We start from the raw sequence: 22,208 nt of genomic DNA, 5'->3' as shown, positions 1-22,208 counted from the left end.
ATATTTTTTTTGGTTCGGGSGGCGGCTTCGCCGCCGCCGGAACCAAAAAAATAGCGAGTGCGGAAAGCCGGAAAAAGCTTCAAATAAAAAATGAATGCTGCTTTCCGATATAATCAAAAAGCTCCTGAAATAAAGTTGGAGGATTTAAGAGTTGGAGAGCTTATGAATTGAAATGATCATTTATCAAAAATACTGCACCAAAACCCACCACCCTAAAACTTAAAGCATGATTCACTACCTTTGCAGCATGGAACTACAATCGATCTACCAAAAACTGCAGATTCAGGATATGAATCAGATGCAGAAATCGGCCTATAACACAACGGAAAATAACCAGGATATTGTTTTGCTTTCGCCTACAGGATCGGGGAAAACGCTTGCTTTTTTATTTCCTGTATTGAGAAATTTACAGAAAAACGTTCCTGGAATTCAGGCTTTGATCCTAGTTCCGGCAAGAGAACTGGCACTGCAGATTGAGCAGGTTTTCAAATCAATGGGAACCGATTATAAGGTTTCGGTTTGCTATGGCGGCCATGATAAAAAAATTGAAGTTAACAACCTTATTGAAGCTCCGGCAGTGTTGATCGGAACACCGGGAAGAGTTGTTTACCATATCAGAAATAATAATTTTGATCCGAAAACAATCCAGACTCTGGTTCTGGATGAGTTTGACAAAGCACTGGAACTGGGATTTCATGATGATATGGAATTTATTTGCCAATCGTTGAAAGGCCTGTCACAAAGGATGCTGACTTCCGCAACGGCAATGGATAATATTCCTGCATTCACCGGGCTTAAAGACAAAAAAATCATCAACTTTTTAAAATTAAATGAAGCAAAACCGGATATTCAGCTAAAAAAGGTAATGACGACATCGGAAGAAAAGCTGGATACTTTATTTAATCTTATCTGTAAAATAGGAAATAAAAGAACCCTGATTTTCTGTAATCATAGAGATGCCGTGGACAGAATTTCCGAGCTTTTGAGTCAGAAAGGAATTGATAGGGAAACATTTCACGGCGGCATGGAACAGGATGAAAGAGAACGGGCGTTGTTGAAATTCAGAAATGATTCGGCGAGAATCTTAATCACCACCGATCTGGCAGCAAGAGGCCTGGATATTCCTGAAGTTGAATCGATTGTGCACTATCAGTTACCTCCGAAAGAAGACGCTTTCATTCACCGGAACGGCCGTACTGCAAGGATGAATGCGAAAGGTTTTGCCTATCTGATCATGACAGAGGAAGAAAATTTCCCATTCATTAAAAATGACACTCCCATAGAAAGTGTTGCCGGATTTGAGAAAGTTCCCGAAAAAACGCCTTTCCAGACTATTTACATCAGCGCCGGAAAAAAAGATAAAGTGAATAAAGTTGATATTGTAGGCTATCTCCTGAAAAAAGGCGAGCTGCAAAAAGAAAATGTCGGACTCATTGAAGTGAAAGATACAACTTCCTATGTTGCTGTTTCCAGAAATAAAGTGCATTCTGTTCTACGGAAGCTGGCTAATGAAAAATTAAAAGGCAAAAAAGTGAAAATGGAAGTTGCTTACTAAAGATTATGTTTAAGGTTTAGGTTAAGATTGAGAAATATTATTCAGACTTTTCAATCTTAACCTCAGCCTTAACTTTAGTGAACTCCTCTTACTTTTGTAGGCAAAATATACACCGATTTGGAAGCCGTAATAAACAATACATTATTGTCTTTTCCTCCAAATGTTACATTACCTGTCCAGTCCTCATCAATCGGAATATGATAGATTTTCTTTCCTTCATGGTTGAAAACGTGCACGCCGTTTCCGGTAAGGTAGAGATTTCCGTGCTTATCGATCGTCATTCCGTCCGAGCCCATTTCACAGAATAACTTCTTTTCTGATAATTTTCCTTCACCCAGCAAATCATAGACATACGTTTTCCCGGCATCAATATCCGAGATATAAAGCTTTTTAAATTTTTCGCTTCCAACAATTCCGTTTGGTTGCGTAAAGGTTTCAATCTTTGTTACATTGCCGTCTTTGCTTCTGTAGTAAAGACTTTTATGAGGCGTTTCCTTCTTAAAATCTTCCCAATAATCTCTTTCATATAATGGATCAGTAAAATACATTCCGCCGAATTTGTCATTCCATATATCATTTGGGCCATTTAGCCTTTTGCCCTCTACATTTGTCAGGAGGACTTCAATGTTTTTGTCTTTTGAAATTTTCCAGATTTCTCCTTTATTATCTGAACAGGTAATGAGATTATCATCTTTGTCGAAGTGGGTTCCATTGGCTCTTCCCGTATTGCTTAAAAATTCAACAATTTTATTGGTTTTCCAGTCCCAGTAATAAATTTTATCGTTGGGCTGATCCGTAAAATAAACATTTCCCTCTTTATCCGAAGAAGGGCCTTCCGTAAAGGCAAACTGATCCGAAATTTTTTCCGGTTTTACGTCTTCATAAAACATAGTATTGGTATTTACTGATTTGCAGTTGAGTACTGCTAAAACCAAACCAACTGAAGTAAACCGCAGAATATTTTTCATACAACATTAAATTTTAAAGGCACAATTTACGATTTACTGAAGCAGATTCAAAAGTTATTTTCTCATTAGCAGACATTAATTACAGTCTTCAGTATATTCCTGCCCTTTCAATGAATTGAGGTTTAAAAATTTAGAATAAATGATTTTTACCCGTAACCTAACTTTTCAGACCATGTTTTAGTGATGAAATTTAAAAAATTTTTATCTTTGAAAATTAGGATTCCAAAAATGAAGATAAATTTACCAGATAAGCTGTATTATTCCATAGGAGAAGTTGCAAAAGCATTTGATGTAAACACTTCATTGATACGATATTGGGAACAGGAATTCCCTATCATTAAGCCTAAAAAAAACAAAAAAGGCAACCGTTATTTCACTCCGGAAGATATCAAAAATCTTCAGATCATCTATCATCTGGTTAAAGAAAAAGGGTACACGCTTGACGGAGCAAAAATTGCCCTTACCACTAACAGCAAGATTTCAGAAACCATCACCATGATCGACAGACTGGAATTTATAAAAGCCGAACTGCTGAAACTTAAAGATTCTCTAGTGGAAAAGGACATGGAATAATTATTTTTTTAAGAAATTTTCCTCTTATCAGCATATTTTTTAATCATTTTCCTGAATTTATATTCTGAAATCATCCAATTGCAGCCCGGTCATTGCTATTAACCGACAGAATTGTTAAGTTTACGGCGATGAAAAAAAATTATTACCAACAGCTCGCATTTCTGGGCGTACTGCTCATCATCCTGTTCGGATTTCAAAAATACAGAAGCAGGGAGAAAGAAGATTTCTCCGATGTGCATTTTATCAGCAATAATCCTTCACCTCTGCATTTAGCCGAATTTAACCCTAATGAACTTGACGAAAAACAATGGAAAAATTTAGGGTTTACAGAAAAGCAGGCTGCTACAATTCTTAATTATAAAAAAGTTGTTGGCGGAAAATTCCTCTCCAAAGAGCAGTTTAAGAAATGCTATGCGGTTTCAGAAGAAAAATTTTCGGAATTGCGACCTTACATCCAGCTTCCGGAAAGCAATAGTGAAGCAAAAAGCAGCCGATTTACTAATTTTGAAAAGAAACCCATTATGGTTTCCCGAAAATTTAATCCCGATCTTTATGGAGTAATTGACTGGGTAAAAATGGGATTTTCAGAGCGTCAGGCAGAGGCAATTGTTAACTACAAAAAATATCTGGGCGGAAGTTTTGTAAGTAAAGAGAAATTCAGAGAATGCTTTATCATCAGTGAGGAAAATTATAAAAAACTTTCGGGTTACCTTATTCTTCCTGAGAAAACTCCTGGCGGATTTACTCAATATGCCAACAACTCAAATTCTAAAGCAACTAAAATTCAATACCATCCTTTTTGATCCGAACTTATTAGATGCAAGGGGATGGGAATCACTTGGCTTTTCCGATAAGCAGTCACAGGTGATTATCAATTACCGGGAACGCAATTTAAAAGGAAGTTTTAAAAGCATTGAAGATATTCAGAAATGCTTCGTGATTTCAGAACAAAAGTTTGAAGAAATAAAGCCTTTTATCAGATTAAATCAGTCCGTAATTGCAGATAAGCCCGAAACTATATGGCAGGAAAAGACAGACTTTTCAAAAATTGATTTGAATACGATTACATTTAAACAGCTTTTGGAATTCGGGTTTGATGAAAAAGCAGCCGGCTCCATGATCGGCTTCAGGAAAAAATTAGGCGGATTCATAAGCAAAGAACAAATCTTAACGACATATAATATAGATATTGAATTAACAAAAAAACTGATCTCAATTGCACCGCTAAACACCAGCAATGTAAAAAAATATTCTTTAACAGATGCTCCCGAAGAATGGCTGAAAAATCATCCATACTTCAAATATTCCGCAGATAAAATTATTTTCTACAGGCTTACCGAAAAAGACGAAAAAAAACTATGGAAACTTTTAAAGATCAAACCGGAATATGAGGCAAAAATGAAATTGTATCTTAATTGAAATTTACTCATAAAATAAATTGGCAATATTTTTGATAGTACATTTTTATACTTTAAATATTAAAATTAGTATATTAATATACAAATAAAAAATACCAACCATTAAATAAAATTTTATGAAAAAGTTCAGTTTACATTCTATGAAAAATTACCTGAAAGTAATGTTCAGTTTTTTAGCGTTGTCATTAGTTGTGATTTCCTGTGATGATAATGATGACGATGAAATGACCCAAATGGATAAGAATATTGCGACGCTTGTTTCTGAAAGATCTGATCTTTCTTTACTAAGAGCAGCCGTTACAAGAGCAGGTTTAGGTGCAACACTATCAGAAAGCGGTTCATTTACAGTATTCGCTCCAACTAATGATGCTTTTACTTCTGCAGGATTGGGCTCAGAAGCCGCCATTAATGCTGTTCCTGTTGAAACGTTAAAAAATATTCTTCTTTACCACGTATTTACTCAAAAGTATGCAGCGTCCGGCATTCCGTCCGGAACTACTGAGCTTACTACTGCAAGTAATTCAAAAGCATATGTAAGCAAAAAAAGCAACGGTGTGTATATCAACGGAGCAATGGTAACAACTGCTGACGTTAACGCAAGCAATGGTGTTATACATGTAATAAATAAAGTATTGATGCCGCCTGCGGGAAACATTGTTCAGGTAGCACAGGGAAATTCTAATTTAAGCTTTTTGGTAGCTGCTGTTGTAAGAGCAAGTGAAGGATCAACAAATGTTGCTTCGGTTTTATCAACAACCAACGGATTAACGGTATTTGCTCCAACAAACCAGGCATTTATTAACGCAGGATTTACTTCAATTGCTTCAATTCAGGCTGCTAATCCCAACACACTGGCAAGTATCCTTACATACCACGTAATTTCAGCACGAGTATTTTCATCAGATCTTACTGAAGGAGCAACACCTGCAACCTTGAATGGTGCAAATGTAACGATTACACTTTCAGGTGGTGCTAAAGTTAAAGGAAACGGTAATCCTTCAGCATCAAATATCACATCAACAGACATAATGGCTACCAACGGTGTAGTGCACGTTATCGACAGAGTTCTTTTACCATAAATAATCCTATCTAAAGAGAGAGGCTATCGTAACAGATAGCCTCTTATTTTTAGTCAAATGTTTTGCTGGAGCCCTCTACAAGGTTTTGCAATGTCATAAGTTCTTCATCGGTAAAATCTCTCCATTTTCCGATGGGCAGATCGAGCTTAATATTTAAAACCCGAATCCTTTTGAGCTTTTTCACCTCATATCCGAGGTACTCGCACATTCTTCGGATCTGGCGGTTTAATCCCTGTGTAAGGACAATCCTGAAATTCATCTCATCAATTTTTTCAACCTCACATTTTTTGGTTACTGTGTCTAAAATCGGGACACCATTTCTCATTTTATCAAGAAATTTTGGTGTAATCGGCTTGTCGACCCTTACGATATATTCTTTGCCGTGGTTGTTCCTTGAACGCAGGATTTTATTAACGATATCGCCGTCACTTGTCAGAAGAATCAAGCCTTCACTTGGTTTATCAAGCCTTCCGATGGGAAAAATTCTTTTCGGATGGTTGATATAATCGATGATATTATTTTTTTCTCTTTTGGTATCTGTCGTACAAACAATTCCCACAGGTTTATTGAATGCAATATACACATGGTCTTCCTGTGGCTCACGGATCGGTTTGCCGTCTACTTCAATCACGTCTTCATCGGAAACTTTGGTTCCCATTTCCGGAATTTTTCCATTGATCTTGATTCTACCTTCTTCCAGAAGCTTGTCTGCCGCTCTTCTGGAGCAGTAGCCAACTTCTGATAAATATTTATTGATACGCGTTTTTTCCATTACTCTTCTCCGTAACCTTGTTTTATAAAAGCATTTTCATGGCTGATTAAATCTAAAATCATTTTGCAGAAAATCAGATGTTGCATCCTCAATCTTATATTCTCCAATTTTTGTTCTTCTCAACTGGGTAAGGTATGCTCCGACTCCCAATTCCTGTCCGATATCATGAGCCAGGCTTCTGATATAGGTTCCTTTTGAACAGCCCACGGTGAAATTTACCAACGGAAGACTTACTTTAATTTCATTAATATAAAAGATCGTTGTTTTCCTGGATTTCATTTCCACTTCTTCTCCTGCCCTCGCAAGATCGTAAGCTCTTTTTCCTTCAATTTTTATCGCGGAAAAAACCGGCGGAGTCTGATCAATTTCGCCTACAAATTTTTCCAAAGCCTTACGAATTTGTTCTTCCGTAATATGCGAAATATCCTGATGAAGAATTTCCGGTTTTTCGGTATCGTAGGATTCGGTTTGCACTCCTATCTTTATTTCTGTCCAGTATTCTTTAGGAGCATCCTGGATTTCCGGAATTTTTTTGGTAAATTTTCCGCAGCATACAATCAGAAGCCCGGTTGCTCTGGGATCCAACGTTCCGGCATGGCCGATTTTGAATTTTTTGGGTAGGTTAAATTCTCTTTTGAGCTTATATTTCATTTTGTTGACCGCCTGAAACGACGTCCAATCCAAAGGTTTGTCCAATAAAAAGATGTGTCCTGACTGTAAGTCTTCAGCTGTCATGGTCGAATAATGGTAATGGATAATTTAAATTAGCTTTAATCTACTGAAAAAAGTAAAAATAAATCAGTAAAGCTACGCCAACGAAAATACGGTACCAACCCCACGGCTTGAAACCATATTTGTTTAAAACGCCGATGAATGCTTTAATGGCAATCAGCGCAACTATAAAAGCAACAATGTTTCCTATAATAAAAATCGTGATATGATCCTCTGACGACATAATCATTTCATAACCTTTCTGCGGATTTGCCGTTTCTTTACCCCATGTTTTTAAAAAAACAGAATATACGGTAACAGCAAGCATTGTAGGGACAGCAAGAAAAAATGAAAATTCCGCCGCAGCTTTTCTCGTTAAACCCTGTGTCATCCCACCGATAATAGAAGCAGCACTTCGGCTGGTTCCCGGCATCATGGCCAAGCATTGCCAAAAGCCTATTGTTATTGCTTTTTTTATGGTAATTCCTTTTTCATCATCAATTTTAGGATTTTTAAACCATTTATCTGCGAATAATAAAACGACTCCACCCAATACCAAAACCGATGAAATTGCAATCTGATTACCCAACACTGCTTCTATTTTATCATCAAAAAGATACCCTAAAACAAGAGCAGGAACTACTGCAAAAGCGAGCTTAAAGTAAAACTGTAAATTTTTGAGGTCAAAAAACTTTTTCCAGTACGCAACAACTACGGAAAGTATGGCTCCGAACTGAATAGATACCTGGAACATTTTTAAAAATTCATCTTCCGGCAAGCCCATTAAACTGGCTGTAAATCCCATATGAGCGGTTGAAGAAATCGGGAGATATTCTGTTAATCCTTCGATAATCGCAATGATTATTGCTTTGATTAAATCCATATTTTTTTGTATTTATCAAAAAAAACTTTGTCAAAGTCCTGAACTCTGACAAAGTTTATTGCGTAAAATATTGTTTATTTTCTTTTTAAGATCGCATACACTTCGATCACAAAGCCTATAACCACAAATAGCGGAGCAATTCTGATCCTGCGGATTGAAAAGATCCCATCGTTCCATGCATTTGGGTCAAATTTTCCATCTACGGTATTGGCATCGGGTCCCATCATCAGAAGAAAACCTACGATAATAAATGCAAGACCGATCAGCATCCACTTAAAGTTTTCCTTTCCGAAATAAAAAGTATTTTCCTGAGGAACTTCATTGTGTTCTTTTCCGAAATCGTCTGCGGAAAATTTATTTGTTTTTTTGCTCATTTTAAGAATAATATAAATCGTCAACGTTTGATCTTAAGAATCTCCAGGTAGCAACTACCGTACTCAGAACCGTAATAAAAATCCCTACACCGATTACCAGCAACACCAGCCAGAAATACTGATTGTTGTCCTGCACGAAAGCAGAACCGATCTGGTTTGTAAAATAGTACCAGAGTCCGAACAATGCCAGAAGCCCGATTAAAGAACCGATGGCACCAAGCACCACCGCTTCAATGATAAAAGGCTTAAGAATAAATCTTCTTTTTGCCCCTACCAGCTGCATGGTTTTAATGATAAATCTTTTGGAAAATATTTTCAGACGGATTGAATTGTTAATTAAAACCACCGCCAAGATTAAAAACAGTATAGAAAATCCTAAAATCCATTTAAGGATTCTGCTCAGGTTATTGTAAACATCCACCATCAGCGTGCTGTCGTTTTTCACCTCAGCAATTCCGGGAACGGCTTTGATTGCTTTCAGGGCTTCGTCAATTTTGGCAGGATCTACATATTCAGGTTTCAAAGCAATTTCTATAGATGAAGGGAAAATATTTTCTTCAAAAAGTGCATCCGTATCGATTCCCATGCTTTTTTTAGCTTCCTGAGATGCCATTTCGCGGCTGATATAGGTTGCTTTTTTCACCGGAGCCAGCGTCTGAATTTCCTTGAAAACTTCGGCTTCCATTTTCGCAATCTTTACAGAATCTTTAGCGTTATAATTTTCAGCGAAGTATGCATTTACCACAAGCTGCTCTTTGATATAATCGGAATATTTCTGGGCATTGATTAAAATAAGCCCCATTAATCCGAGTAAAAATAACACCAAAGCGATACTTATTACCACTGTAATATTGCTAGACCTAAGCCTTTTCTTATTAAATTCATCTACAGATTTAGCCATTAATATTAAAATTTTTGGCTAAAATAGAAAAAAACTTCCGAAATTTGGGAACGAAAAAGAGAAAATCACTGTTAATAAAATCATAAAAAACATTGAGTGTAAAAGCAAAAAAGCATCTTGGTCAGCACTTTCTGACGGATGAAAACATCGCGAGAAAAATCGTGGAAGGTCTTAGTTTTGAAGGCTACCAAAATGTAATGGAAGTAGGCCCCGGAATGGGAGTCCTCACCAAATATCTTCTGGAAAAAGACCAGCATATTTACCTGGCGGAAATAGACAATGAGTCTATTGAATATCTTAAAACCAATTATCCTAAAGTAACGGAAGAAACTTTTGTGGGTGATTTTCTGAAACAGGATTTTCAATTTACCAACGGCGAACAGATCGCTATTATCGGGAACTTTCCTTATAATATTTCATCCCAGATTTTGTTTCAGATTGTAGATCATTATGAGCTGGTTCCTGAAATGGTGGGCATGTTCCAGAAAGAGGTGGCAGAAAGAACCGCAGCAGTTCCGAGAACGAAAGATTACGGAATTCTTACCGTTTTGATCCAGGCGTATTATGATACTTCGTATTTGTTTACGGTTCATGAAAATGTATTCAACCCTCCTCCGAAAGTAAAATCCGGGGTTATTCGCCTGACAAGAAATCCCAAAGAAGGACTTGCCGGAAATGAAGTTTTGTTTAAACAGATCGTAAAAGCAGGATTTAATCAAAGAAGAAAAAAGCTTTCAAATGCATTGAAAATTCTCAATATTCCGGAGGTTTTAAAAACCCATGAATTCATGGACAAAAGAGCGGAAGAACTTAGTGTTTCCGATTTTATTTCATTCACCCAACTTTGGAAAAACAATCAGTAATTGATTTAGAATAATACAAGAAAAGCTCCTGAGAATTTTGTTTTCAGGAGCTTTTTGTATTTGAAAGATTTAATTTTCAAGTTTATGGACTTTTTTGGTTCCTTCATACATTTCGTACTGTAAAAAACGTGTTTCCAGTTTACCGTTGAAAAGCTTTATTTTTCTTGACGGGCGAAGTCCTATTTTCTTTACAGCTTCCAAATCCGAAGAAATAAGCCATGCTAACGTATTCGGATAATGTGTTTTGAAGGTATCTCCTATCTTTTTGTAAAAATCATCATCATTAATAGAAATTCTTTCGTCATAAGGTGGATTGAAAACCATAAGCAAAGGGAACAATTCTTTTTTAGAATCAAAGAAATTCTGTTTTTTCACTTCAATGACGTCTTCCATTTCAGCAGCTTCAATATTGGTTCTGGCGGCATTCAGCATTCTGGCATCAATATCATAACCTACTATTTTTCCGGTGAATTCTTTAATTCTATTGACTCTGAATTCTTTTATTTTAGCAAATAAATCCGCATCATAATTTTTCCAGTTCTGGAAGGCAAATCTTTTTCTGAAAAGCTGTGCCGGAAGATCCATCGCAATCATCGCCGCTTCGATCAATAAAGTACCGGAACCGCACATCGGATCCAGGAAATTTCCTTTTCCGTCCCATCCCGCCAGTTGGAGCATTCCGCTTGCCAGAACTTCGTTGATCGGCGCTTCACCCTGCTCTCTTCTGTATCCTCTTTTAAATAAAGGATCGCCGGAGGAATCCAAAGAAATCGTAACCAATTCACGGTCGATATGAAGATGGAATTTAATATCCGGATTTTTGGTTTCCACATTGGGGCGTCTTTTAAATTTCTCCTGAAAATAGTCAACAATTGCATCCTTCATTTTCAGGGTTACGAATTGTGAATGCTTAAATGTTTCTGAATTTACTGTTGCATCAATGGCAAAGGATTGTTCAACATGCATAAATTCCTCCCAATTGAATTTGAAAAGCCTGTCGTAAAACTGATGCTGATTGAAAGCTTTAAATTCATGAATCGGAACTAAAATTTTTAAAGCCGTTCTTGCCGAATAATTGATTTTATATAAGAAACCCAAATCTCCTTCGCAGTTTACTGCCCGGTTTTTCACTTCTACCTTTCTTCCGCCGAGTTTTTTAATCTCTTCCGATAAAATCTGTTCTAATCCGAAAAATGTTTTTATCTGAATCTGTATATTATCTATGTCCATACGTACTTATTAAAAGTTTAAATATTTAAGAATTAAAAGATTAGGTATTTCGATTATTGCCTCATTGAATATTTCAATCTTTCAATGTTAAATACTTTTTCCTTTTACCGCACAAATTTAGTTATTTTTGCATTATGGAATGGTTTGAATCTTGGTTTGATACCCCTTATTATCATTTGCTTTACAGTAACAGGGATTACGCAGAAGCAGAAAACTTCATTACAAAACTCACGGAAGATCTTCAGCTGCCTCAAGATGCCAAGATTATTGACCTGGCCTGCGGAAAGGGAAGACATTCTGTTTTCCTCAATAGATTAGGATTTGATGTTTTAGGATTGGATCTTTCCAGAAAGAGTATCGAATTTGATAAACAGTTTGAGAACCAGACACTATTATTCGATGTTCATGACATGAGAAATCCCATTGATGCAGATCCTATGGATGCGGTATTCAATCTTTTTACAAGTTTCGGATATTTCGATCATGAAAATGATGATAAGAAAGTTTTCCAATCGGTGTACAACGTTTTAAAACCGGGCGGCTTTTTTGTTTTGGATTATCTGAATGAAGCGTTTGTACGAAAAAATATTGCTCCTCAATCTACAGTTAACCGCGAAGACATTGAATTTAAAATTACTAAAAAAATAGAAGGCCGACATATCATTAAAGATATCAGATTCGAAGATAAAGGCAAATCTTATCATTTTTTTGAAAAAGTAAAGCTTCATACACTACAGGCGATTAACAGTTATGCTGAAGAATGTGGTTTTGAACGAACTAAAATCTGGGGAGATTATCAGCTGAATGTATTTGATAAAGAAAACTCGCCCCGTTGTATTAATTTATTTAAGAAAAAATGATAACGGTTCTTTTATTGATTTTAAGTGTGGTTTCCGGAGTGTTTCTGGGAAAACATTTCGGCAAAAAAGAGAAGCTCGCCAAAAATTTACTGATTTTAAGCGCAGGATTTCTTATCACGATTTGCCTTAATGAGGTTTTTCCGCAGGTGTATAATGCAGAAGCAGGAACGAGTCTGGGAATTTTTGTAATAGCCGGTGTATTATTGCAGATGATTCTGGAAGCGCTTACCAAAGGGTTTGAACACGGCCATTTTCATTATCACAACGAACATAATATTCTTCCTGTTGCGCTAATGGTAGGGCTTTTTATTCATGCATTCATAGAAGGCATTCCTTTGGCAAATGACCATCATGAGCTTTCACCTTATCTTTTGGGAATTGTTTTCCATAATCTTCCGATCTCATTTATTTTGGGAGCTTTTTTGTTTAACAGGAAGAATGAATCCAAATCTGCGCCATCTTATCCTTCCCTGCTTATCGTTGCTTTATTTGCGTTGGCTTCACCGATGGGAATGTTACTGGGTAATTACTTTAATCCAGATCTGCAGCCTTATTTTCTGGCTATTGTAGGCGGTATTTTTTTACATATTTCTTCTGTCATTATATTTGAAAGCAACAAAAATCATAATATCGACTGGGTAAAAATTGGTTTAGTAATTCTGGGAGTTTCATTGGCTTTGGTCATGCATCTTTTCCATAACCATTCTTAATTTTGAACAAAATCAAATAAATTATTTTAATTTCAGATAAAAAAATAAAGCTCCGAAAAAATCCGGAGCTTTGTTATGGTAATACTACTTACTGTATTAGAATTTCCAACCGAAGGTAAGAAAGAAATTGTTTCTCACGTTTTTTACATCCGATACTGCATAAGCATCACTTGAAATAAGACGGCCCGGAGAATAATATCCTGCTTCATAAGCTCCATCTACTACACCATATAAAAACGGATTACTATACTTTGAGGTAATATTCTGATATGATGCATCGATATAAAATGATCTGAAATCATATCCTAAACCAACTGAAAGTACATTTCTGTCATTAAGTATAAGTTTATTATCAGAATATGCTGCTGCTATGCCGCCATCATTGGTATATCTGTCAGTAGCAAGAGCATCAAAAGGGCTTGAAGCATACGCATACCCCCCTCTTAATCTGAATTGTTTAAGCCTGTATTCAGCCCCGATTTTTACTTCCGAAAGATTTTTGTAGTTATCTTTGAAGAAGTCATTCAGTTCAGTTTCTGCATCTCCGTATACTTTATATTTAGGCTTTGTTAAACCTAATGTATAATCTACATTTAAAGCAAAACTTTTATTGGCGATAAATGCAGCACTTACGGTAGCTTTCATTGGTGAAGTAAGCTCTCTGTCTTCAACAGCATAATCGTCTCCGTAAATCGGGTCATTGTAAAAATTATAGCTTCTGTCAATATTCCAGAAAGTAGGAGTTTCCAATGCAGCACCCAACCTGAAGTTTCGTCCCAGTTTTCCAATTACACCGAGAGATGCTGAGAAACCATTCCCTCTTTCATAAAACGGCGTGTTCTGCTTGCTGAAATACTCTGAACTTCCGTTGGATAAAGAATTAAAAATAGCTGTATCTGACTGGTCGATTGAAGAGTTGAAAAAATTCAGGCCGGCTCCAAGATATAAATTATTGTTATAATTTGCTCCTACTCCAAAGCTGGTTTTCGACATATAACCGTATCTGTCATATGCATGTCTGCCAAAAGAAGAACTGGTAGCATCGGGAAAATCATAAATTAAATTACTGTTACCCGGCGTTTCGATATAATTTTCTATCGACTGATTGGAATAATTTACTCCTATATTGATAAACTTCCAGGCACTTTCGGTCATCAATTGAAAGGTCATTACCGCACCAACATTTCCAAGATCAGCCCTATCGAGTGTGTACCCGTAAGATGATCCTGCATAAGAGGATGTATTTTTATTGCTTGTAATAGAAAGTGTTCCCGAAATTTCTCCTGAAATTGCAACTCCCAGACCTGCGGGGTTTGTAAGGAGGGAATTCGCATCTCCTCCCAAAGCTCCGTTAGATCCTGCCATAGCATTAAACTTCGCTGAACCTATATTAGGTGCATTGGAATAAACATCTACCGTATTTCTGATCACTGAAACATCTTGAGCCTGCGCAAAAAATGCAGCAGAAATACTCATTATAGCTAAAGATTTTCTTAACATTATTTTTTTGAATAGTTATTAATTTAAATTATCTGCCGCCTCGGAAGCCACCGCCACCGCCGCCACCGGATCTGAAGCCGCCACCGCCGCTTCCTCCACCGAAGCCACCGCCGCCTGATCTGAAGCCGCCACCGCTGTTGGAATTATTGAAGCCGCCATTATTTCTAAAGCCGCCGTCATTTCTTGGTTGAGAGGGCTGATGATAATTATAATTTTGTCTCGGCTGCCCCTGATTGCGGAAACCACCCTGAGATCTTACACCATTTTGATTTCTGAATCCGCCATTGCTCATATTTTGTTGTCTGAAACCACTGCTGTTGTTAGAGCCTCTGAAACCACCATTATTAGCATTATTTCTGAAACTTCCTGTACCGGTAGAACTTCTCCTGAAACCACTTGAACTGGTTACGCCGTATCTATTGGCAAAGCTTCCGTTATAGGTATTGAATCCTCTTCCGTTTGCTCCGCTTCTTCTGTAATAAGGAGCATAATAGTTGCCGCCCCAATAGCCGCCCCAGCCCCAATAAGGATTTCCGCCCCAGCCCCAGTATGGGTTATATCCCCAGAAAGGTGAATATCCCCATCCTAAATTCCAGCCTGCGCCCCAACCCCATGAGCCGCCCCATGAAAGTCCAAGGCCCCAGCCGCCGCCCCAACCCCAAGGATTGTACCAGCCACCCCAGCCCCAAGGGTTACCCCAACCCCAGCCCCACGAATTATCGTAGTAGTTGGTTTCGCTTCCTGCATAGATTCCCCAGTCTGAATCGGTTGCTGTATTGCTCCAGTTATAGCTGTTCCAGTCTTCATATCGATCTGATCCCGAATTGGTTTGTGCATTTTGGATAAGATTAGAATCATCCTGATAATAATTATACTCTTCTCCAACTCTGTTTCCTCTGTCGTTAATAATTACGCCCTCAGGAAGGGTATCTTTATTAGGGTCGTAATAAACGCCGTCCGTCTCACTGTATCCACCCATCTGGGCACCACAGGACACAAGCAATAATCCGCCTGCCACTGCAAGAATCCCTTTGGATCTAATTGCACCAAGCAAATTTTTATGTATATTTCTTTTCATGATAACGTAAAAATTTTTTATTTAAATTATATTTGCAAAACGTACCAAAAATGTACCATTACCACCGGTACAAAAATCTATCAAAAATAGATTTTTATTTTTAGATAACAATAATAGCAAAAAGTTAAAAAAATTAAAAAAAATAATGGCAAAATTAACCTCAAGAAGCGAAGATTACAGCAAATGGTATAACGAGTTGGTGGTAAAAGCCGACTTAGCTGAAAACTCAGGAGTACGAGGATGCATGGTGATTAAACCATACGGCTATGCAATCTGGGAAAAAATGCGTGATGAAATGGATAAAAAATTCAAAGAAACAGGTCACGTAAATGCTTATTTCCCACTTTTTGTACCCAAAAGCTTATTTGAGGCTGAGGAAAAAAATGCAGAAGGTTTTGCTAAAGAATGTGCTGTTGTTACGCACTATCGATTAAAAACAGATCCGGACAATCCGTCGAAACTGATTGTAGATCCGGATGCCAAACTTGAAGAAGAGCTGATCGTACGCCCGACTTCGGAAGCAATCATCTGGAACACCTACAAAAACTGGATTCAATCTTACAGAGATTTACCGATCCTGATCAACCAATGGGCCAATGTTGTACGTTGGGAAATGAGAACACGCCTTTTCCTGAGAACCGCTGAATTCCTTTGGCAGGAAGGGCATACCGCACACGCAACAAAAGAAGAAGCCATTCAAGAAGCCGAAAAAATGAATAAAGTATATGCTGATTTTGCTGAAAACTTTATGGCCATGCCGGTAATTCAGGGATTAAAAACACCTTCCGAAAGATTTGCAGGTGCAGATGAAACATACTGTATTGAAGCATTAATGCAGGACGGAAAAGCGCTTCAGGCAGGAACATCTCACTTTTTAGGTCAGAATTTCGCCAAAGCTTTTGATGTAAAATTCACCAATAAAGAAGGCAAAATCGAGCATGCCTGGGCTACTTCATGGGGAACTTCAACGCGCCTTATGGGAGCATTGATCATGACCCATTCCGATGATTTCGGGTTGGTACTTCCCCCTACACTGGCTCCGATTCAGGTGGTTATTGTTCCTATCTTTAAAGGAGAAGAGCAGCTAGAGCAAATCAGTAAAGTTGCTTTAGATATTCAGGCTAAATTAAGAGCTAAAGGAATTTCTGTGAAATTTGATAATGATACCCAAAACAAACCGGGCTGGAAATTTGCGGAATATGAATTGAAAGGTGTTCCTGTAAGAATTGCAATGGGACCCAGAGACCTGGAAAACCAATCGGTTGAGATCGCACGTAGAGATAATCTTACAAAAGAAATACGTTCTATTGAAGGACTTGATTCTTACATCGAAGATTTACTAAAAACCATCCAGCAGGACATCTACAATAAAGCTTTTGAATTCAGAAAGAATAATATTACCAAAGTTGATTCTTATGATGAATTTAAAAAAGTTCTTGAAGAAAAAGGCGGATTTATTTATGCACACTGGGATGGAACCGCAGAGGAAGAAGAGCAGATTAAGGAAGAAACCAAAGCAACGATCAGGTGTATCCCATTAGATGATGATATTGAAGAAGGAGTTTCTCTTATCTCTGGAAAGCCTTCACAAAGACGGGTTTTGTTTGCAAAAGCATACTAACTTATCTTGCTTACCATAATGAATCTGCAAAAATCCATGTGATTTTTGCAGATTTTTTTTATTATAGCCGGTTTGGACAAGTTTTTGATAGCATTCTACAACATTAATCTCAAAATAAATTACTATGTCTCTAAACATTATTGATCTCATTAAAGGACAGCTGGGACCGGCATTGGTATCACAATCTGCTTCACAATACGGTGAAAGTGAATCAGGAATCTCAAAAGCAATCGACGCATCCCTGCCTGCTGTTGTAGGAGGACTGGCCAATAACTCCGATAATCCTCTTGTACTGGATGCTATTATGAATTCTTCTTCAACCGGAATATTAGGAAATCTTGCAGGGAATTCTGCTGATAATTCATCTATTGCCAGTCTATTAACACAGATATTCGGGGATAAACTGAACGGATTAATTAATTCCATCGCTACATACGCTGGAATCAGCAATAACTCTTCAGGTGCACTTTTACATTTGGTTACCGGAGCAACGGTGGGTACCATCAGTAAATACGCTGAAGACAACAATTTGGATAAAGCGGGAATTTCAAGCCTTTTGAATGATCAGAAAGGGATTGTCTCAACATTATTGCCAGCAGGGCTTTCCTTTGCTTCACTAAGCATGGGCGACTGGGACGCAAGATATAAATTTGATAATGATAGAGATGCGATCAATATGCCGGCTGAAGAAGAGCCCAAAGTTGAAGTTACGAGAAGCACTACTCTTAACGGGACTTTCCCTGACAGAAATAAAGACAAGGACGGATCTATCTGGAAGTGGCTGCTGCCCCTTTTATTGTTAATTGCCGCCGCATATTTTATCTGGAGACAATGTGAGCAAAAAGAAACTACCACCACTACTATGGTAAATGATTCAGGAGAGGTAGTTACAGATACTGCAAATACCAATACAACTGATACTGCAACAGGAATCTCAGCTTCACAGGTTGATGAAAACATTGATCTGAACGGTACTCCATTAAAAGGTTACAGAGGAGGAATGGAAGATCGTATGATTGCTTTCTTAAAGTCTGACGGTTACAAAAATGCACAAAATGATAACGCATTGAAAGATACGTGGTATAATTTTGACCATGTAAATTTTAAAACAGGAAGTGCCAATCAGCTTGAAGCAGGATCTGAAGGACAATTACAAAATCTGGCTGCGATTTTAAAAGCATATCCGGATGTTAAAGTAAAAATAGGCGGATATACAGATAAAACAGGAGATGAAGCTAACAATCAGAAATTATCTGAAGACAGAGCAGAATTTATAAGCTCATGGCTGGAAAAACAAGGAGTAGGATCACAGATTATGGGAGCAGAAGGTTATGGAAGCCAGTTTGCGACTGTTGATGCTTCTGCATCTGATGCAGAAAGGGCCGTTGACCGTAGAATGGCGGTACGGTTTGCAAAATAATTTTGCCTGCATACACTTATTCAGATCCCGAACCATTTCGGGATCTTTATTTATGATTTTGTAGTTTTTATTTATTTAATTACATTTGTTAGTCATTTCTAACATTTTTATGAGTTTAAATTTAAAGAACGCCTGGCGAAGAGATAAAACATCCAATTCACTATCTGAAGTATATTCATCGGTGAAAGTTCCGCAAAACGGAAGCTTCTGGAGAAAGTATCTGGCTTTTGCCGGACCGGGGCTTATGGTTGCCGTAGGTTATATGGATCCCGGAAACTGGGCGACCGATATTGCGGGTGGAGCACAATTCGGCTATACGTTACTTTCTGTAATATTAATCTCGAATATTTTTGCGATGGTTCTGCAACATTTATCCGTAAAACTTGGAGTGGTGGCCGAAAGAGACCTTGCCCAAGCTTGCAGAGACCATTTTAGCCCGACTACCAATTTTATATTATGGATATTTTGTGAAATTGCGATTGCCGCATGTGACCTCGCGGAAGTTATTGGATCTGCCATTGCACTTAATCTGCTCTTTGGAATTCCTCTTACCTGGGGAATTGTAATAACAACTGTTGATGTACTGATTATTCTTTTGCTTCAGTCTAAAGGATTCCGTTGGATTGAAAGCATTGTGGGAGGATTAATATTTATTATCCTCGCTTGCTTTGTCTATGAGCTTGTCATTTCAAAACCTGCTGTTAACGAACTTCTCGGAGGGCTTGTCCCGAAAGCGGAAATTGTTCAGAATCCGGCAATGCTTTATATCGCCATAGGAATTTTAGGAGCTACTGTAATGCCGCATAATTTGTATTTACATAGCAGCATCGTTCAGACAAGGGACTATCCGAGAAATGACGAAGGAAAAAAAGAAGCCATAAAGTTTGCTACACTGGACAGCACTTTTTCTTTAATGCTTGCTTTCTTCATTAATGGGGCCATTCTTATTCTGGCGGCCGCTACCTTTCATGTTTCAGGGAATCACGATGTGGCAGATATTCATGATGCTTATAAATTACTGACTCCTATTTTAGGAGCTTCCATGGCGAGTATTGTTTTTGCCATTGCCTTATTGGCTTCGGGACAGAATTCTACCTTAACCGGAACGCTTGCCGGGCAAATCGTAATGGAAGGTTTCCTTAATATTAAATTAAAACCCTGGCTGCGACGTCTTATTACAAGACTGATTGCCGTAATTCCAGCTTTGATTGTTGCGATTCTTTACGGTGAAAAAGGGACAACAGATCTTCTGGTTCTGAGCCAGGTAATATTGTCTATGCAATTAAGCTTTGCAGTAGTTCCTTTGGTGATGTTTACCAGTGATAAAGCAAAGATGGGTGAATTTGTGAATAAACCTTTCTTAAAAATTTGTGTCTGGATTATTTCATTTATTATTATTATTCTGAATGTTTATCTTTTGTATCAGACTTTTTTTGGAAAGGGTATTTGATGGATTGTTTTTCAGAAACTATTCTTTAAGTTTGAAAAATTGAATTTTTACCATTAATTGTTTCAATTTTGTATTATTATTAAACCACCCCGTCAAAAATTCTTTGAATTTTCGCCACCCCTCCAGAGGAGGGGAATTTTGCAATGCTCTATTTATACATATTAAAATAATAGATTTAAACAGACCGAAATTTCAATGGTGGCTGAGGTTCCGGAGTCACCAAACCTGCTACCCTAGCCGCGATAGTAACGGTTACCCCACAGCACGCGTGGTTCTGAAAGCATGCGGCTGCGCGAGGAGTATGAGTGGATAGCGCGATAAGGCTCCTGAAAAAAATCAATGGTGAGTTGTGAATTTTTAAAATTATAATATCTGCCTAAATGTCACCCTTTGTCCTTTGGCAGAATGTTTGTCAATACTAACCCAAATAAATATTGAATTATGGACAATCAGGATATCAACGAAGAAAGCATCAATAATCAGGAAGACACGAATATTCAGAATGAAGCGGCAACGGAAGACAATGTGACAGCAAAACCTTCTGCGGAGGAACTTTTGGCAGAGGAGAAAGACCGTTACATCAGACTATACGCTGAATTCGAAAATTATAAAAAAAGAACGTCTAAGGAAAAATTGGAATACTTTCAGTACGCCAATCAGGATATGATGGTTTCTATGCTGGGCGTTCTGGATGATTTTGAAAGAGCTTTGAAGGAAATTGCTAAAAACGGTAATCCTTCTGATCTCCAGGGCGTTGAACTGATCTACAATAAGTTTAAAAGCAAGCTGACTGAAAAAGGACTGAAAGCGATGGAAGTAAATGCCGGAGACAGCTTCAATGTAGATTTCCATGAAGCCATCACTCAGATTCCTGCTCCGTCGGAAGATCTTAAAGGAAAAATTGTGGACGTGATTGAAACAGGATATACTTTGGGAGATAAGGTGATCCGTTTTGCGAAAGTAGTAACAGGAAATTAACATAAGCAATGTGTAATGGGTAATAAGCAATCTGACTATTATCCATTGCTAATTACTAATTACTCATAGAAAAGAGATGTCAAAAAGAGATTATTACGAGGTTCTTGAGATCAGCAAATCTGCATCAGCCGACGAGATAAAGAAAGCATACCGTAAAATGGCCATCAAATATCACCCTGATAAAAATCCGGGCGATAAAGATGCTGAAGAAAAATTCAAGGAAGCTGCGGAAGCTTATGAAGTACTAAGCGACGAACAAAAACGTGCGAGATACGATCAGTTCGGCCATGCGGGAGTAGGCGGAAACGGCGGTTTCGGAGGCGGTGGCTTTGGCGGCGGAATGAACATGGAAGATATTTTCAGTCAGTTCGGAGATATTTTCGGTGGAGGTTTCGGAGGTTTTGGCGGCGGAGGCGGACGTCAGCAGGTGAAAGGTTCCAATCTGCGAATCAGAATCAGGCTGAATCTTGATGAAATGGTGAACGGAACGCAGAAGACCATCAAGGTAAAGAAAATGAAGTTTGCTGAAGGGGCGACTTCAAAAACGTGTCCTACCTGCGGCGGTTCGGGCGTTCAGCTGAAAGTGATGAACACGATGTTCGGGCAGATGCAGACGCAGACTACCTGCGGAACGTGTCAGGGAATCGGGAAAGTTGCTGATAAAATTCCTGCCGGAGCAAATGCACAAGGGCTTATTAAAGATGAAGAGGAAGTTACCATCAACATTCCTGCCGGAGCGAGAGACGGCATCCAGCTTAATGTAAGAGGAAAAGGGAATGATGCGCCTTTTGGCGGTATTCCGGGTGACCTGCTGGTAATTATTGAAGAGGAAGCTGATAAAACGATTAAAAGAGAAGGCGATAATCTTCACCAGGAATTGTATATTTCTTTTGCTGAAGCAGCATTGGGAACGAAAAAAGAAGTACCGACGGTTGGCGGAAAGGTGAAAATCACCATCGATGCCGGAACACAGTCAGGGAAAATCCTGAGACTGGCAGGAAAAGGTCTTCCAAGCATCGACAGCTACGGCAAAGGCGATATGTTCATTCACATCAATGTCTGGACTCCGCAAAAGCTGACGAAAGAACAGAAGGACTTCTTTGAAAAACAAATGGACAGCGGTGAAATGATTGCAGAACCCTCCGGAAAGGAAAAAACTTTTTTTGATAAAGTGAAAGACTTGTTTAATTAATATAGTAAAAAGAGGCTTGAAAGCCTCTTTTTTTATAAGTTTCGGCGGGGGGTTCGAAGAAACCCCCCCCCC

Annotated in this window: 22 protein-coding genes; 13 read left to right on the top strand and 9 right to left on the bottom strand. The window is 38.1% G+C overall.

Annotated features, from left to right (window positions below; translation table 11 throughout):
- Positions 1-247: 247 nt before the first annotated feature.
- Complete coding sequence (locus SOP96_RS19425) at positions 248-1,555, top strand: DEAD/DEAH box helicase (protein ID WP_326322531.1); 1,308 nt, start codon at positions 248-250, stop codon at positions 1,553-1,555.
- A 74-nt stretch (positions 1,556-1,629) separates the two neighbouring features.
- On the opposite strand, the gene SOP96_RS19420 is transcribed toward SOP96_RS19425, so the two are convergent.
- The gene (locus SOP96_RS19420; protein WP_326322529.1) at positions 1,630-2,523 is read right to left on the bottom strand and encodes an SMP-30/gluconolactonase/LRE family protein; all 894 of its coding nucleotides are present in this window, start codon (positions 2,521-2,523) and stop codon (positions 1,630-1,632) included.
- Between the two features lie 228 nt (positions 2,524-2,751).
- On the opposite strand from SOP96_RS19420, the gene SOP96_RS19415 reads away from it, so the two are divergent.
- From SOP96_RS19415 to SOP96_RS19400, 4 genes are all read left to right on the top strand, one after another.
- Positions 2,752-3,096: a MerR family transcriptional regulator gene (locus tag SOP96_RS19415; RefSeq protein ID WP_326322528.1), complete on the top strand. Its 345-nt coding sequence runs from the start codon at positions 2,752-2,754 to the stop codon at positions 3,094-3,096.
- Between the two features lie 128 nt (positions 3,097-3,224).
- Positions 3,225-3,899 carry a hypothetical protein gene (locus SOP96_RS19410; protein WP_326322527.1) on the top strand — a complete coding sequence of 225 codons (675 nt, stop codon included), beginning with the start codon at positions 3,225-3,227 and terminating at the stop codon, positions 3,897-3,899.
- Positions 3,847-4,515, top strand: a complete 669-nt coding sequence (locus SOP96_RS19405) for a helix-hairpin-helix domain-containing protein (RefSeq protein WP_326322526.1) — start codon at positions 3,847-3,849, stop codon at positions 4,513-4,515. The genes SOP96_RS19410 and SOP96_RS19405 overlap by 53 nt, the downstream gene beginning before the upstream one ends.
- 115 nt (positions 4,516-4,630) lie before the next feature.
- Positions 4,631-5,593, top strand: coding sequence for a fasciclin domain-containing protein (locus SOP96_RS19400; RefSeq protein ID WP_326322525.1), 963 nt, complete (start codon positions 4,631-4,633; stop codon positions 5,591-5,593).
- Positions 5,594-5,642: 49 nt separating this feature from the next.
- Here the strand turns inward: SOP96_RS19400 and rluF are convergent, their stop codons facing one another.
- The 5 genes from rluF to SOP96_RS19375 all read right to left on the bottom strand — a co-directional run bounded on the left by rluF (position 5,643) and on the right by SOP96_RS19375 (position 9,234).
- A complete protein-coding gene (gene rluF / locus SOP96_RS19395; protein ID WP_326322524.1) occupies positions 5,643-6,365 on the bottom strand; it encodes a 23S rRNA pseudouridine(2604) synthase RluF in 723 nt (240 codons plus the stop codon).
- A gap of 36 nt (positions 6,366-6,401) precedes the next feature.
- Positions 6,402-7,100 (bottom strand): tRNA pseudouridine(55) synthase TruB, encoded by a 699-nt coding sequence (gene truB / locus SOP96_RS19390; protein ID WP_326322523.1) that lies wholly within the window; start codon positions 7,098-7,100, stop codon positions 6,402-6,404.
- 40 nt (positions 7,101-7,140) lie between these two features.
- Entirely contained in the window at positions 7,141-7,959 is an 819-nt protein-coding gene (locus SOP96_RS19385) for an undecaprenyl-diphosphate phosphatase (protein WP_326322522.1), read from the bottom strand.
- A 74-nt stretch (positions 7,960-8,033) separates the two neighbouring features.
- Complete coding sequence (locus tag SOP96_RS19380; RefSeq protein WP_326322521.1) at positions 8,034-8,333, bottom strand: DUF3098 domain-containing protein; 300 nt, start codon at positions 8,331-8,333, stop codon at positions 8,034-8,036.
- 1 nt (position 8,334) lies between these two features.
- Entirely contained in the window at positions 8,335-9,234 is a 900-nt protein-coding gene (locus SOP96_RS19375) for a cell division protein FtsX (RefSeq protein WP_326322520.1), read from the bottom strand.
- Between the two features lie 92 nt (positions 9,235-9,326).
- On the opposite strand from SOP96_RS19375, the gene rsmA reads away from it, so the two are divergent.
- Complete coding sequence (gene rsmA / locus SOP96_RS19370) at positions 9,327-10,097, top strand: 16S rRNA (adenine(1518)-N(6)/adenine(1519)-N(6))-dimethyltransferase RsmA (RefSeq protein ID WP_326322519.1); 771 nt, start codon at positions 9,327-9,329, stop codon at positions 10,095-10,097.
- A 69-nt stretch (positions 10,098-10,166) separates the two neighbouring features.
- Here the strand turns inward: rsmA and SOP96_RS19365 are convergent, their stop codons facing one another.
- On the bottom strand, positions 10,167-11,327 hold the full coding sequence (locus tag SOP96_RS19365) for a THUMP domain-containing class I SAM-dependent RNA methyltransferase (RefSeq protein WP_326322518.1): 1,161 nt from the start codon (positions 11,325-11,327) through the stop codon (positions 10,167-10,169).
- A 134-nt stretch (positions 11,328-11,461) separates the two neighbouring features.
- Here SOP96_RS19365 and SOP96_RS19360 point away from each other — a divergent pair, with 134 nt between their 5' ends.
- On the top strand, positions 11,462-12,187 hold the full coding sequence (locus SOP96_RS19360; RefSeq protein ID WP_326322517.1) for a class I SAM-dependent methyltransferase: 726 nt from the start codon (positions 11,462-11,464) through the stop codon (positions 12,185-12,187).
- On the top strand, positions 12,187-12,897 hold the full coding sequence (locus SOP96_RS19355; RefSeq protein WP_326322530.1) for a ZIP family metal transporter: 711 nt from the start codon (positions 12,187-12,189) through the stop codon (positions 12,895-12,897). The genes SOP96_RS19360 and SOP96_RS19355 overlap by 1 nt, the downstream gene beginning before the upstream one ends.
- A gap of 96 nt (positions 12,898-12,993) precedes the next feature.
- On the opposite strand, the gene SOP96_RS19350 is transcribed toward SOP96_RS19355, so the two are convergent.
- A complete protein-coding gene (locus tag SOP96_RS19350; RefSeq protein ID WP_326322516.1) occupies positions 12,994-14,373 on the bottom strand; it encodes an OmpP1/FadL family transporter in 1,380 nt (459 codons plus the stop codon).
- Positions 14,374-14,425: 52 nt separating this feature from the next.
- The gene (locus SOP96_RS19345) at positions 14,426-15,475 is read right to left on the bottom strand and encodes a prolyl-tRNA synthetase (RefSeq protein WP_326322515.1); all 1,050 of its coding nucleotides are present in this window, start codon (positions 15,473-15,475) and stop codon (positions 14,426-14,428) included.
- Between the two features lie 145 nt (positions 15,476-15,620).
- Between SOP96_RS19345 and proS the strand changes: the two genes are divergently transcribed.
- From proS to dnaJ, 5 genes are all read left to right on the top strand, one after another.
- Positions 15,621-17,096: a proline--tRNA ligase gene (proS, locus tag SOP96_RS19340; protein WP_326322514.1), complete on the top strand. Its 1,476-nt coding sequence runs from the start codon at positions 15,621-15,623 to the stop codon at positions 17,094-17,096.
- A gap of 124 nt (positions 17,097-17,220) precedes the next feature.
- Positions 17,221-18,516: an OmpA family protein gene (locus SOP96_RS19335; protein ID WP_326322513.1), complete on the top strand. Its 1,296-nt coding sequence runs from the start codon at positions 17,221-17,223 to the stop codon at positions 18,514-18,516.
- 109 nt (positions 18,517-18,625) lie between these two features.
- Complete coding sequence (locus tag SOP96_RS19330; protein WP_326322512.1) at positions 18,626-19,966, top strand: Nramp family divalent metal transporter; 1,341 nt, start codon at positions 18,626-18,628, stop codon at positions 19,964-19,966.
- A gap of 441 nt (positions 19,967-20,407) precedes the next feature.
- Positions 20,408-20,944, top strand: coding sequence for a nucleotide exchange factor GrpE (locus SOP96_RS19325; RefSeq protein WP_326322511.1), 537 nt, complete (start codon positions 20,408-20,410; stop codon positions 20,942-20,944).
- A 76-nt stretch (positions 20,945-21,020) separates the two neighbouring features.
- Complete coding sequence (dnaJ, locus tag SOP96_RS19320; protein WP_326322510.1) at positions 21,021-22,136, top strand: molecular chaperone DnaJ; 1,116 nt, start codon at positions 21,021-21,023, stop codon at positions 22,134-22,136.
- Positions 22,137-22,208: the final 72 nt, after the last annotated feature.

This window comes from Chryseobacterium salviniae (assembly GCF_035819015.1).
In the GTDB taxonomy this organism is placed as follows: domain Bacteria; phylum Bacteroidota; class Bacteroidia; order Flavobacteriales; family Weeksellaceae; genus Chryseobacterium; species Chryseobacterium salviniae.
The sequence above is the reverse complement of the archived record's forward strand: the minus strand, read 5'-3'. Positions and strand labels throughout refer to the sequence as shown.